Genomic DNA, 13,429 nt, shown 5'->3' on the forward strand with positions numbered 1-13,429 from the left:
GGGTTTCGTCCAAGCGACTGGTTCGCTGGTATCGCCATCAGCCAAAATCGACTTTAAGTAACTGATTTAAGTTAGTACCGATTACTTAGGGTTATTATAGGATTAACAAGAATTCCCAGTTTAAAGCATGTATCGGTATTGTGCAATCACAATTCGTCAATCTAGCTTCAGTGTTGGCTCTCAGTGTCCACCCTAAAACTGCTTTTTTAATTTTTACTAAATGGGCAATTAATAGCTTCGTCATTGCCTGACCAATTAGTGCAATTAAGCAATACTGACTAATTCTGATTCTCAGACTTTAGTTTCTATAGTAGTTTTAGGAAACTTTAACCGATGCAAACAAATATAAATTCGACAATTTTGTCGAAAAATTCTGTTGTTGAACAGATTTACCAAGAAGTCTCTCGTCGTCGTAACTTTGCCATTATTTCCCACCCCGACGCAGGAAAAACCACGCTTACCGAGAAATTACTGCTTTACGGCGGAGCCATTCAAGAAGCCGGAGCCGTTAAAGCCAAAAGGACACAGCGTAGCGCGACTTCTGACTGGAATGTATTTAATTTTCTTCATGATGCTAAAAGTTCTTTTTTAATAGTTAAATAACGCTCCTCAATATCTTTTTTGTCCATTTCTTCCGATATCGCTTGCTGGCTATCGCGTCTAATCATTTCGGCATGACGCAACAGTATTTCGCGTTCTTTTGGGTTTGAGGTATAACGAGCTACCGTTGCGATCGCTTCTAACAAACGAATAGTAACTGCGACATCACTAAGGAATAGATGAACGTGCTAATGAAGGTGCCAAGAACGAGTTGATTTCCTATGTCCTGCATAAAGTTACGCAGCAACCTGGGACCGAAATTGGAAGCAGCTAACTGAAGTGCCACAACGGTAATTGAAAAGGCTGTACCAGCAACGCCAATAGTGGAACTAGCCACCGATGAAAGCACCTCACGCGCCCCATCAGTTCCGCCAGTGTAAATCCAACCCCATTTCTCAATCGGGCCGTAATAACCTTGGCGATCGAGCCATAACATCGTAAATGCTAGCGCGATCGCGAGCAGTGCAAAAATGGTTGGCAAAAACCAGTAACTAGAATGGAGCGTGTCCCAAATTTTACCGAATTTGACATTTTTCATGGTTCGTCATGCTCGGCTTGAGCCTGCTTGGTATTGTCATTTCTCGACGAGCGCATTTGAGCGAGTTTTATTAAAGAATCGCTGATGCTGCGCGGTTTTGGGACTTCTTTCTTTCCAGAAGGCCAACCTTCTCTTTGAGATTTGCGATCGCCATCTGTCTCTTCGGTTTGGTCGTGGAATAAAATTTGTTGGGTTGGGAAGGGTAGATCGATTCCGTTTGCTGTTAGCTTATGCTTAATGGCAGTTAAAACGCGATCGCGCGAGTCGAGATCGTCTGCTCGTCTTGGCGGTTTAATCCACCATCGGGCACGAATATTAACGGTACTTTCTGCTAGTTCCATTACCAGCACGTCAGGAGATGGATCTCTTAAAACTCCTTCAACACTATGAATCGCTTCTAAAATTAAACGCTTCGCTTCGTCAAGATCGTCGCCATAGCCGATGCCAACATCGTATTCCATGCGACGACTTTCAAAAGCGGTATTTACAGTAACTGAATTAGTAAACAATTCTGAATTAGGAATCACAATTCGGCGACCGTCGTAGGTTTTAATTGTCGTCGCGCGGGTTTGAATATTTTCAACCGTTCCCTCATATTCTTTAAAAACTATCTGGTCGTCAATTTGAAATGGTTCGGTTAAAAGAATTAAAATTCCTGCCAGAAAATTTTGCAAAATATCGCGAAAAGCGAAGCCAATGGCAACACCACTAATTCCGAGTAATTGGATTAAATCCCCTGCTTTGAAAGTCGGGATAACAATTGACAAAGCCACAAATAAACCGATGAGAATAACAGTTCCTTGCGCTAATCGTCCTAAGACCATGCCCAGATTTCTCGCTTGTCGATGCCTTCTCGTGAGGCGTTTAACCAGTATCTTCAGCCATCTGGCGGCGAAAAAAAACGCGATCGAGACGATTCCGGCTAAGATAATATTTGGCAGCAAAACAATTAAACCATTAATTAGTCCACTAATTTTTGCCCATGCTGCCGCAATTGATTCCTGAAAGTTCATGGTATTTCATGCCATTTTTTGCTCGTTTTCATTATTTGCTTTTTTAAGAAAATATCGAGCAATTTACGAGCATCATAGTCAAAATCTCTTCGTTATTACTCTGTCTAGAGTTTGATTTTTAAGAGCAAATTTACAAATTATTTTGTTAGCGAAGCTCCTCTGTAGGAGGCACGCCATTTTCAATTTGAATAGGTGGAAAGCCGACAACATTGTATCTAGTAGTGGCAATGCCAATTCCCGCTTTGTCAAAACCTTTGAGAATATCTCGACTGACAGCATCTTTAAGATCGCGAGTCGCTCTTTCTCTGACGACAAAACGAACGGTCAGTTCTAGCCAATTGTTAGTAATGCGATAGTAAACTTTGGGTGTTAAATCGTGTGAATGCAAAAATACCGATCGCGCATGATTCTTAACGATTCCTGACTCATTTCGTTTTATTTCTCAAACTCTCAAATCGAAAAAGCTTTTTTTGCTAAAAATTTAAAAAGCTAAATCATTTGCTTGATTGCCTCAACTAATCGATCGATTTCTGCCGACAATGTAAAATAATGAACGCAGGCACGAATGCAATCGGGTTCGGCAATGGTTCTGAGTAACAAACCTTGTTTCTCTAATTGTTGTACCAGTTGTTTGTGAGAACTATTATTGGTTACTCGAAAAGAGACTAAGCCCGCTTGGGGAGGGGAATTTTTTAAACACTCAATCCCATTAATTTTCGATAAACTTAGCCAGAGATATTCGCTTAATTGACAGATTTGTTGATAGCGTTCATGTGGCGTTCCCCATTGTTGATGAAGCGCGATCGCGGCTCTCAACCCTTCATATTCTGGATAAGCAGAAGTAGCGATCTCAAAACGCTGTCCGTCACCTTTCCATCCGATTAATTCGCCTTTTTCATTGGTATTAACGCCGCGCCAGCCAATAAATGTGGGTTGAAGTTTCTCAAAAGCTTCGGGACGAATATATAATCCTCCTACTCCCGCCGGACCGCACAACCATTTATGACCGGTAAACGCATAAAAATCAACGCCAATTTCGGTTAAATTTAGTGGCAGAGAACCGACCGATTGGGCGGCATCGACTAATACTTGTACGGGTTTATTACTGCCAGAATAATTATGGCAAACTCCTACGATTTCAGCTAATGGTAACACCTGACCCGTATTCCATAATAAATGACTCAAAACGACCAAACGAGTTTTGGGATGTAAATGTTGAGAAATAACTTCAATCGGATCTCCTTCATTGAGCGTTGCCATTATCGGACAGAGATCGATGTCTACTCCAAAACGCCGCGAAATTTCTTTGACAATAGCGATGACTCCAGGATGTTCGCAATCGGTTATTAAAATGCGATCGCCCACTTGCCAGTCAATGCCCCACAGAACGATATTGCAGCCAGCCGTCACGTTTTCCGTCAACGCGATCGTTTTGGGAGAAACGCCCAGTTCGCTTGCGATCGCACTTCGCAGAGAAGCTGTCTTTTGCACGATCCAAGCATTGATCTCCACAGAAAAAGGTCCGCGTTCTTGTAAATATTTGTGAGTCTCAATAATGGCTCCCAACGCAATGCGAGACAATGTGCCTTGTCCCCCAAAGTTCAAATAAACTTTATGCGCCAGTGCGGGAAACTCTTGTCGATATTTTTCTAAGCGAGCCGTTGCAGAAAAAGCGTCGAGCATGGGAATTATGTAGTCAAGTAAGCGAGAGAGAGGATATCTTCTATATTGAGGGTTCTGAGTGTCCCCAAGTTTATCCTATTGTCTAGGAAAGCTTAACTTTTCCTAAAAGTAATGCTGCTGACTGATGCCCTGCTACTAGATTATAAACGCTGTCCGCGTCGTGCCTTTTTAAATCTCTATGGAGATAGTAACGAACGAGAACCGGAACGAGATTTTCTTCTGAAACTCCGACAAGAAAGCCAACACCACGTTGCTACCGTGCTTGCCGAGTTTTATCCCAACTCTCAGCAGCCTCAAGCTTCTGATGAGGACTGGCAGACAAAAGCCAAAGAAACGGAAGTATTAATGCAGCAGGGCGTAGATTGTATTTACCGTGGGGTTTTAATCCAGCCTAACTACCGAGATTGGGGATTGGTATCCGAGAAGGTTTTAGGTACCCAAGGCGATGAACCAATTCTCTTTGGGACCCCTCATTTACTGGTAAAACAGTCAGGACTCTCAAAGTTTGGCAATTGGTGCTACATGCCGATTAGCATTCAATTAGGTCGCCGTCCGAAACCAGAATATAAGCTGATCGCCGCCTTTTATGCTCAATTGCTGGCAACTATCCAAGGCGTTTTACCCACTACTACCGAGATTGTCTTGCGTCGTCAGAATCGCTACGCAGTCGATCTCGCCGAATGGCTTCCTCGCATGCGAGAGACTTTGGCAGAATGCCTGCAAATGCTCTTAGCGCGTCAAGAACCCGAAGTTTTTATTTCTCGCCAGCGATGCGGCTTATGTCATTGGTACGGTCACTGTTATACCCTTGCTCAATCGCAGCAGCATCTCTCTCTCGTTCCCGGCGTAACTCCTAGTCGCTACGAATATTTACAAGCAATCGGCGTAGACACGGTGGCTTCTCTAGCCGATGCTTGTCCGATTAATCTGGGCGAGACAATGGGGAGGGAAGTTGCCACTCAGTTAAAACAACAAGCTAAAGCCATTGTCGAAAATCGAGCGATTCGCAAATCTAATGGGTTTTTAGACGTTTGCAAGACAATTCCCACTGCTTCTATTGAGTTATATTTCGATATCGAAGCAGAACCAGAACGCAATCTGGATTATCTGTTGGGAATTTTACTGGTCGATCGCCAAAAAAATAGCAAATGTTTTTATCCATTTTTGGCAGAAAAACCGGAAGAAGAAGAAATTATTTGGAATCAATTTCTAGCCGTCGTTAATTTCTACGAACATGCCCCCATTTTTCACTTTTCTGAATATGAAGTAGAAACGATTAAACGCCTTGCTCATTTATATAAAACGCCGAGAAAGCAAATAGAATCATTATTATGGCGCTGCATCGATCTTCATAAGCGAGTGATTCATTCTGTTACTTTTCCAGTGGAAAGTTATTCTCTTAAAGCATTAGCTAATTGGATAGGATTTCAATGGCGCGATCGCGGCGCAAGTGGCGATCGCTGCGTTTGTTGGTACGATCGATGGCTAAAAACGGGCGATCGCAGCTTTTTAGAAGCAATTTTACGCTATAATGAAGACGACTGCCGCGCTACTTTTGAACTAAAAGATTGGCTAGTCGAGTTTTTGGGAAAAAGCGAATCAATCTGAATTCAGAGATCGTAGCTCTGCAATCTTCTCAAGATTTGACTTTTTCCAAGTTGGCGACAAGAATAACAAAACTAAACATTTATTCGATCGAGCGATCTTTAATTTAAAGTTCTGCAAAGATTTCTAACAAAATTTCAGTTTTGTAATCGATTTATCCATTCTCTTGAAAAGAGAATGCTATGGTGAAAAGCGAAAGCCTTGATGACTTAATTGAATAAAGTCTTTGAGACGCTCCACTTTACCAAGCGACTAAAAGGTGATGGATATGATGCTCCCCATGTTTCCGGTCTTATTATTAATCGTCGCAGTAGGAAGCGTTCTTTGGTATCAGCACACAAATAATGATATTTTTTGGGTTCTAGCCGTTGCCAGTGCTATTGCTTGTCTAATTTGGGGGTTGGTTATTGCCCATTGGTCGATTCTATTGGTCGGCTTGTTGGCTTTACTCAAGTTTAGAGCGCCGATGGTAAGACCAGTTCGAGTCGAAACCAACAATAAATAAATTCTGCCAAAAGCAGGAGGGCATAGTTTCTGAATAAATAGCTAAGCTGGAAAATAAATAGAGCGATCGCCGCTCAATTTCTTCTGGCTAAAACTATGAAAAGATCTTCTTGGCTGGGTCGATCGATTGTCAAATTCTCGCTGATTTTACTTGTTGCGTTCTCTATTGGAATTACCATTCACTTTATTAGCTCTCAAAGGGTTTTGGGTCAATCTGATACCACCGTTCGCTCGGAAATTCAGGATCTTAAAAGGCGTATAAATAACTTAGAAATCGAATCTTCTAGGCGAGTGGGCGTGCGAACGATTCAACCAAGCCTTCCCTCTCAACCCGCTCAGATTACTACTCCACAAGCGATTGATGGAAGAATCGTCGGACGCAGCGACCCCTTGTTTGAACGGTTGGCTAATTTGACGATTGAATTGAGAGAGCGAGTAGCAAAATTAGAAAAGCGAGTCAAGCAGCTCGAACAAAAAAACCTATCTTAGAGAAAAACTTTACTCTAACTGACGGGCAACTCCTCCGTGTTTTTTAGCCATTATCTCTGCCATTTGTTGAGAGACGAATTTGCTGGCTCTCTCTAATCCAGGTTGAAAGGTGCCAGAGGGAGTCAAATAATGCGTAAATAGACCGACTTGCTTGCAGACTATCCACATAGAGGTTCGTTCGGTAATTTGTCAGATCTTATTACATTACGATAGTTTTTGACCGAGCCAATGTTGAAACAATGGTAAACTCATCGCCCGCGATCGCGAACGGGGGATAAAAGCTTTGCTTGGGAAAAGGTAAAAAGAAAAGGACTTTTGACAAGTGACAAAGGACAAAGGACAAAAAAATAACGGGAGCAAAATGCCCCCGCAATTGCTAGCGTCGCTCACAACTTTAGACAACACTAAACAAAATGACAAAGCCCAAAACGGCTGCAAAAATGATTAGGGCATAGAATTGGGCGCGACCGTTTTCTAGGTATTTCAATCCTTCTCCACTAAGGATGGTGGCTAAACCCGTTAAGTTGACCGCACCGTCGATGACGCGATAGTCCACTTCCATGATTTGTCGGGCAAGACGACGGCATCCTTGCACGAAGACGCGATCGTAAATGTCATCGAAATACCATTTATTGAGAGAGAATTGATAGAGAGCGGGATATTTCTTGGCGATCGCGGCTGGATCGATTTTCTTCTGGAGATACATTAGCGAGGCAATAGTGATGCCAATCAGAGCGATCCCGACAGAACTGCCTGCCATAATATAGAATTCAGTCCAGTCAAAGTGAGTGACTTTTTCTAGTGCTTCGCCTGGGGCATAAATAAATTCCTCAAAAACATTATCCCAAGGTTTACCAACCAAGCCAACCAAAACGGATGGAACTGCTAGAAGCACCAGAGGCAGCGTCATCGTTATGGGAGACTCGTGGGGGGATGTGCTATGACCGCGAGAATGAGATCCGCGAGCTTCATGTTCCAATTCCTTGACATCCATCGCCCCAGGACCAAAAGCAGGAGTTGCCACGCCCGCGGCAGCTAAAAGTTTTTGCTTGATGGACGCATCGTTGCCACGAAATCCGCCTTCAAAGGTCATGAAGTACATGCGGAACATATAAAATGCCGTCAGTCCTGCCGTAAACCAGCCAATAAACCATAAAAACGGATTGGCGTTAAAAGCAAGTCCGAGGATTTCATCCTTCGACCAGAATCCTGCAAAGGGCGGAATTCCGCAAATCGCCAGCGTTCCAATCAGAAAAGTCAGAGCTGTAATGGGCATATACTTGCGCAAACCGCCCATCAGGCGCATATCTTGCGCCAAAACGGGATCGTGCCCGACAACTCCTTCCATTCCGTGAATCACAGAACCGGAACAGAGGAACAGCATCGCTTTGAAATAGGCGTGGGTCATTAGGTGAAATAAACCTGCCGTATAAGCCCCAAATCCCATTGCCATGACCATGTAACCCAACTGGGAAATGGTGGAATAAGCCAAGCCTTTTTTAATGTCATTCTGGGTAAGGGCGATGGTTGCTCCCAAGAAGGCGGTGAAGGCCCCCGTCCAAGCAATGACATTCATTGCGGCAGGAATCGGTTCAAACACCGGATACATGCGAGCGATCAAAAAGACCCCAGCAGCTACCATCGTCGCGGCATGGATGAGGGCAGAGATGGGCGTAGGACCTTCCATCGCGTCCGGCAGCCAGACGTGGAGGGGAAATTGAGCCGACTTAGCCACGGGTCCCAAAAAGACCAGTATGGCAAAGAGAGCTGCTAAACCAGACCCTAACGCGCCAGAGGATACTAATCCTTCTAAGCGTTCTCCGATGATGCCAAAGTCAAAGCTGCTCGTTGCCCAGTACAAACCGAGGATTCCTAACAATAAGCCGAAGTCGCCAACGCGGTTGACGACAAAAGCTTTTTGAGCAGCATCGGCAGCTGATTTGCGATCGTACCAGAAACCGACCAGAAGGTAGGAACACATGCCAACCAGTTCCCAGAAGATGTAAATCTGTACTAGGTTGGGACTAATCACCAGCCCCAGCATCGAGGAGGCGAAAAGGCTCAAATAAGCATAGAAGCGTACATAACCCGGATCGTGAGCCATGTAACCATCGGTATAGACCATCACCAGAAAGGCAACCGTAGTCACGATGACTAGCATCAGGGAACTGAGATGGTCGATAACGTATCCCATTGAGAGATGGAAGTTTCCCGCTGCTGCCCATTCAATTGAGCGGCTATAATCGGCGTGACCGTGAATTTGGCTCCACAGTAAGGCAAAGGATAGTACCATGCTCGCTCCGAGCAAGGAGACGATGAATACGGAATTAACTCGCCGGAGACGATTGGTAGCTTGATTTAGAGAGATTAGACCCGATCCGACCACCATCGCTCCTACCAAGGGGAGGAAGGGAATCAACCAGGCATATTGATAAAGCCATTCCATTATGTAATGCCTACTTTATGTCGCTTCACTATTTTGTTAATAACGCTAACAATTGTGACACATGAAATTCCTTAATGAAGTGTTTATGCTTAGTATTAATTATTCCAATCAAGCCTGTCTTCTTACTGTGGGTCGAAACCCGTGTCATCGGATTCTTACCAAAGCGCGATCGCATTATCGTTGGCTTTAAAAAAACTTGGTTGCTGGTTCCCCCTTCGCTGATAATTGATAACTAATCACCGATAACCGATAACTGCTATGAGTAACACCCAGACGCGCAAAGCCGATCACTTGCGGATTTGTCTGGAAGAAGACGTTCAAGCTTGCCGGATTACCAATGGATTTGAACGCTATCGCTTTACCCACTGTTGTTTGCCAGAGTTAAATCTGAGCGAGATCGATATTACGACGACCTTTTTGGGCAAGTCGCTGGGCGCACCGCTGCTAATTTCGTCCATGACGGGAGGAACCGAGCAGGCAAAAACGATCAACTATCGACTTGCTCAAATCGCTCAGATTTATAAGTTGGCGATGGGAGTCGGTTCCCAGCGAATTGCCCTGGAAAAACCAGAAGTCGCCGATACGTTTGCCGTGCGATCGCTCGCTCCCGATATCCTTCTGTTTGCCAATCTCGGAGCCGTACAACTCAACTATACTTACGGTTTAGAGCAATGCTTGCAGGTGGTCGATTTTTTAGCGGCAGATGCTCTCATTTTGCATCTCAATCCCCTACAAGAGTGCATTCAATCTAAAGGAGATACCAATTTCAAAGGGATTCTTGACAAAATTAACACTTTGTGCTCAAAAATATCAGTACCCGTAATTGCCAAAGAAGTTGGAAACGGGATCTCGGCGACAATGGCGCAAAAGTTGATCGAGGCGGGCGTGAGCGCGATCGATGTCGCTGGGGCAGGCGGCACTTCTTGGGCGAAAGTAGAAAGCGAACGTGCCGAGAAGCCCCTACAGCGAGAATTGGGAAGAACCTTTGCCGATTGGGGCATTCCGACCGCAGAATGCATCGTCGATATCCGTCAGCATTACCCGACCATTCCCCTGATTGCCTCTGGGGGACTGCGTAACGGTCTCGAAGCAGCCAAAGCGATCGCGCTGGGGGCAGACATTGCAGGTTTAGCCCTACCCTTTTTGCAAGCAGCGTCTCAATCAATAGAGAGCCTTCACGAAACCGTGCAACTGCTGATGGCAGAAATAACCACCGTGCTATTCTGTACGGGCAATGCCAATCTCAGAGCGCTAAGACGCGCCAATGCCCTACAAAAGTTAGCATAAGAATAATCTTTCACAATTCAACTGCTAGAATTCATCATTCAAATGGGTCAATTTCTCAAACAAATCTATGCCAGTCTAATCGGCAGTTTTGCCGGACTGATTCTTTTTTTTGCTCTTGGGACGAGCGGATTAGTTTTACTATTAATTGCAGCTGTCCTAACAGAGAGCGGACCGACGGTTAAAAATAAAACGGTTCTGGTTTTTGACCTATCAACGCAGATTAGCGATACCCAGCCTCCGTCTACTCTCTCTCAAGCTTTTTCAGAAGAACCAACGCCAACTGTAACGCTGCGCCAAGTCCTCGACGCGATCGACAAAGCAACGAAAGATCCGCGAATTGTGGCGATTTTCCTAGATGGGAGAAAGGCGGGCACCAGTAATGGCTATGCTACCCTCAAAGAAGTCCGCATGGCTTTGGAGCGTTTCCGCGCTGCCGGCAAAAAAATTATTGCTTACGACGTAGATGTCAGCGAGCAAGAGTATTATTTAACCTCAGTTGCCGATACCAGTACTCTCAATCCAATGGGAGCGATCGAAGTTAACGGACTGAGTTCGCAACCTCTATTTTTAGCCGATGCTTTTAAAAAATATGGGATTGGCGTGCAAGTGGTTCGAGTCGGCAGTTACAAATCAGCCGTAGAACCCTACACAAGACCAAATCTCAGCCCGGAAAATCGACAACAAATCAAAGCTCTACTCGACGATCTTTGGGGGGACTTTCTCAATACTGTCGAGAAAAGTCGAAAAGTCCCCGCGCAAAAGTTACAGCAATTTGCCGAAACGAAAGGGATTTTAGACCCAGAAGAGGCTCGCACGGCAGGACTGATCGATCGCGTTGCCTATTTCGATAACGTCCTAGAAGACCTCAAACAAATGACTGGCGAAGAGAAAGAAGAAGGGTTAAAAACCTTTCGTCAGATAGATTTGCCAGCTTATGCAGGCGCTAAGGTCACAGAAGCCCAAAAGAAATCTTCTCGCAATAAAATTGCCGTTCTCTATGCAGAAGGAGCGATTGTTAGCGGCGAAGGAGCCATACAAGAAATTGGGGGCGATCGCTTTGCCAAAGAATTGCACAAACTTAAACAAAACGAGGATGTCAAAGCTGTCGTCTTGCGAATCAATAGTCCGGGAGGCAGTGCCACCGCTTCCGAAATTATTCTACGCGAAGTTCAACTGCTGCGCGAGCAAAAACCCGTTATCGTCTCTATGGGAGATGTAGCGGCTTCTGGCGGCTACTGGATAGCCACTGGCGGCAATCGGATTTTTGCTGAGGGAAGCACGATTACGGGTTCTATTGGCGTTTTTGGTCTTTTGTTTAACTTGCAGGAAATTGCCAACAACAACGGCATTAGCTGGGATATCGTCAAAACCGCACGTCTAGCCGATCTAGATACGGCAACTCGTCCGAAAACCAAAGAGGAGTTAGCCATTCTTCAGCGTTCTGTTAACCAAATCTATGAAATGTTTCTCGACAAAGTAGCCAAGTCTCGCAACATGCCCAAAGAAAGAGTCGCCCAAATTGCTCAGGGACGGGTTTGGTCGGGAGAAGATGCCAAAAAAATTGGCTTAGTAGACCAAATTGGCGGCATAGAGGCAGCCATTCAAGAAGCTGCCAATCAAGCCAATCTCGGCGACGATTGGGAAGTAGAAGAATATCCGGCTAAGCGCAGTTTTGAAGCCGAATTGCTCGAAAGGCTATTGGGTACCGAGCAAACAAAAACCGCACCATCTCATGACCCGCTAACGGTTGAATTTCTCAAGTTTAAAGAAGAGCTGGCAACTCTCCAAACTCTTAACGATCCTCAAGGAATCTATTCTCGTCTTCCATTCAATTGGTCGATAAAATAAACATCTCTGTCTTCGGCGCGATCGCTCGTCGCATGATAACGATAACCTCTCCGAACAGCGCGATCGCTAATGGTTTCGTCAAGAGAACGCTACTTGCTAGTAATTTGCTGCCAAGCTTTTTCCACAGCCCATTTAGCCCATTGTTTGGGTCGATTGAGGTCATACTCAATGCTTGCCCAGTGCTGTTGTACAAATTCTGTTGCTTCAGCGAGAGCGTTTTTGTCGTACCGACCAGAGATTGCCAGTTCCTCGCTGACAATTTTAATTTTGATGCGGACAACTTCGGGACGATCGTCTGAAGAAACGAGAGCATATAAGCGATCGCTCAAGCACTTAACTAATCGTCTAACCTGCGATTTTTTTGCGCTCAAGAAGCCCTTAAGTCCCTCAGATTCACTTTGAAGGCGTTTTTCGGCACCGTCTTTAAGAACAATCGCTTCAGCTTGAATTCCCTCTATATCCTGGGGAAATAATACTGCCCGTCCGCTAAAGAAAGCGGCAAGATCGCCCTCTAAGACGAAAGCAGCAATTTCTCCCGTTTGCCCGTTAAAGAGGAAATCTTCTACCAACGAAGATGGGCGGGAGATTCATCTCGCCAGCAATCATGAACGAATACTGTATCGGCATCTATGTGTGAGATTTGCTGCACGCGCGTATATCCCTTAGTACAAGCTAAATACGCTACTCGCCCTGTCGGATCGCTCCAGACTTCTTGCACGCGATCGAAAGGGGAATTATCTTCGTTTTCTTTTGTTATTAAGCCAATGATTTGGCTACGACGAATTATCTTTAACATCGTTTGTTATCCTTTCTATTTATTTTTCAGAATAGATTAATGGTTTGAGGAACTTGTGAGGAAGCCATTGCCGATTGTCGGCTACTTATATTGAGAAAATTCGATAAAAGTTGTGACTTCTATAAATGCAACTTTGTATTCTCTTAAAGGCAAAATGTAAAAAACTACACTCATAAACGCATAAACGGTCTGGCTCGCTTTTCTCCGGTTATACCAATTTTCAGGTTTTCGCGATCGACATCTTTTTCCCCTCTCCCAAACTGGGAGAGGAGTTGGGGTGAGGGCGATCGACTATCTGTGTCATTAATGAATGAAAAATGGTATTAGTATTCGAGAAAGATTCCAGTTAAATTTCGCGCTTTTGCCATCATATCTAAAAATCGACTTGAGCAAGTTTTTGAAACCTGTTTGTGGAATTTTCGCTTTTTTACCCTCTTACCCATCCTTTTTTGTCTGTTGAGTCCTTTAAACTTTTTTGTCCTGGGAAGCCTGGAAATTTTCCACGGAATTCGTCTTAATTTTTGTTTTAATGAAGGAAAATGTGGTCAGGTTGCTGAGATAGTTGGCTACATTATCGGCGGAGTCGATCGTTACTTAATTAGATTATTATAAAAATCGCC

At 44.5% G+C, this 13,429-nt stretch carries 13 protein-coding genes and 2 pseudogenes; 7 read left to right on the forward strand and 8 right to left on the reverse strand.

Annotation, left to right across the window (positions count from 1 at the left end; translation table 11 throughout):
• Positions 1 to 333 precede the first annotated feature (333 nt).
• Positions 334 to 549, forward strand: a pseudogene (locus NIES593_RS07805) (GTP-binding protein); the annotation flags it as partial.
• A 214-nt stretch (positions 550 to 763) separates the two neighbouring features.
• On the opposite strand, the pseudogene NIES593_RS07810 reads toward NIES593_RS07805, so the two are convergent.
• The 4 genes and pseudogenes from NIES593_RS07810 to NIES593_RS07825 form a co-directional block, all read right to left on the reverse strand.
• Positions 764 to 1,138 (reverse strand): annotated as a pseudogene (locus tag NIES593_RS07810) (DUF2254 family protein); the annotation flags it as partial.
• The gene (locus NIES593_RS07815; RefSeq protein ID WP_073599051.1) at positions 1,135 to 2,151 is read right to left on the reverse strand and encodes a mechanosensitive ion channel family protein; all 1,017 of its coding nucleotides are present in this window, start codon (positions 2,149 to 2,151) and stop codon (positions 1,135 to 1,137) included. The gene NIES593_RS07815 and the pseudogene NIES593_RS07810, both read right to left, overlap by 4 nt.
• A gap of 145 nt (positions 2,152 to 2,296) precedes the next feature.
• On the reverse strand, positions 2,297 to 2,539 hold the full coding sequence (locus NIES593_RS07820; protein WP_217651846.1) for a hypothetical protein: 243 nt from the start codon (positions 2,537 to 2,539) through the stop codon (positions 2,297 to 2,299).
• 101 nt (positions 2,540 to 2,640) lie between these two features.
• Positions 2,641 to 3,834 carry an aminotransferase class V-fold PLP-dependent enzyme gene (locus tag NIES593_RS07825; protein ID WP_073599052.1) on the reverse strand — a complete coding sequence of 398 codons (1,194 nt, stop codon included), beginning with the start codon at positions 3,832 to 3,834 and terminating at the stop codon, positions 2,641 to 2,643.
• Positions 3,835 to 3,945: 111 nt separating this feature from the next.
• On the opposite strand from NIES593_RS07825, the gene NIES593_RS07830 reads away from it, so the two are divergent.
• From NIES593_RS07830 to NIES593_RS07840, 3 genes are all read left to right on the forward strand, one after another.
• The gene (locus NIES593_RS07830; protein WP_073599053.1) at positions 3,946 to 5,442 is read left to right on the forward strand and encodes a TM0106 family RecB-like putative nuclease; all 1,497 of its coding nucleotides are present in this window, start codon (positions 3,946 to 3,948) and stop codon (positions 5,440 to 5,442) included.
• Between the two features lie 265 nt (positions 5,443 to 5,707).
• A complete protein-coding gene (locus NIES593_RS07835) occupies positions 5,708 to 5,944 on the forward strand; it encodes a hypothetical protein (RefSeq protein WP_073599193.1) in 237 nt (78 codons plus the stop codon).
• A gap of 95 nt (positions 5,945 to 6,039) precedes the next feature.
• Positions 6,040 to 6,432: a hypothetical protein gene (locus NIES593_RS07840; protein ID WP_083602373.1), complete on the forward strand. Its 393-nt coding sequence runs from the start codon at positions 6,040 to 6,042 to the stop codon at positions 6,430 to 6,432.
• Between the two features lie 9 nt (positions 6,433 to 6,441).
• Here NIES593_RS07840 and NIES593_RS24010 read toward each other — a convergent pair whose 3' ends face one another.
• Positions 6,442 to 6,600, reverse strand: coding sequence for a hypothetical protein (locus tag NIES593_RS24010; RefSeq protein ID WP_175561072.1), 159 nt, complete (start codon positions 6,598 to 6,600; stop codon positions 6,442 to 6,444).
• Positions 6,601 to 6,826: 226 nt separating this feature from the next.
• On the reverse strand, positions 6,827 to 8,878 hold the full coding sequence (locus tag NIES593_RS07845) for an NAD(P)H-quinone oxidoreductase subunit 5 (RefSeq protein WP_073599054.1): 2,052 nt from the start codon (positions 8,876 to 8,878) through the stop codon (positions 6,827 to 6,829).
• Between the two features lie 258 nt (positions 8,879 to 9,136).
• Between NIES593_RS07845 and fni the strand changes: the two genes are divergently transcribed.
• Together fni and sppA are read left to right on the forward strand one after the other, a co-directional pair.
• Entirely contained in the window at positions 9,137 to 10,165 is a 1,029-nt protein-coding gene (gene fni / locus NIES593_RS07850; protein ID WP_073599055.1) for a type 2 isopentenyl-diphosphate Delta-isomerase, read from the forward strand.
• Positions 10,166 to 10,207: 42 nt separating this feature from the next.
• Positions 10,208 to 12,013 carry a signal peptide peptidase SppA gene (gene sppA / locus NIES593_RS07855; RefSeq protein WP_073599056.1) on the forward strand — a complete coding sequence of 602 codons (1,806 nt, stop codon included), beginning with the start codon at positions 10,208 to 10,210 and terminating at the stop codon, positions 12,011 to 12,013.
• An 89-nt stretch (positions 12,014 to 12,102) separates the two neighbouring features.
• On the opposite strand, the gene NIES593_RS07860 is transcribed toward sppA, so the two are convergent.
• Together NIES593_RS07860 and NIES593_RS23210 are read right to left on the reverse strand one after the other, a co-directional pair.
• Positions 12,103 to 12,582, reverse strand: coding sequence for a hypothetical protein (locus tag NIES593_RS07860; protein ID WP_083602375.1), 480 nt, complete (start codon positions 12,580 to 12,582; stop codon positions 12,103 to 12,105).
• Positions 12,576 to 12,809 (reverse strand): hypothetical protein, encoded by a 234-nt coding sequence (locus NIES593_RS23210; protein ID WP_083602377.1) that lies wholly within the window; start codon positions 12,807 to 12,809, stop codon positions 12,576 to 12,578. Before NIES593_RS23210 ends, NIES593_RS07860 begins: the two co-directional genes overlap by 7 nt.
• A 408-nt stretch (positions 12,810 to 13,217) precedes the next feature.
• On the opposite strand from NIES593_RS23210, the gene NIES593_RS25765 reads away from it, so the two are divergent.
• Complete coding sequence (locus NIES593_RS25765) at positions 13,218 to 13,421, forward strand: YqhA family protein (RefSeq protein ID WP_073599057.1); 204 nt, start codon at positions 13,218 to 13,220, stop codon at positions 13,419 to 13,421.
• Positions 13,422 to 13,429 lie beyond the last annotated feature (8 nt).

It is taken from the genome of Hydrococcus rivularis NIES-593 (assembly GCF_001904635.1).
Lineage (GTDB): Bacteria > Cyanobacteriota > Cyanobacteriia > Cyanobacteriales > Microcystaceae > Hydrococcus > Hydrococcus rivularis.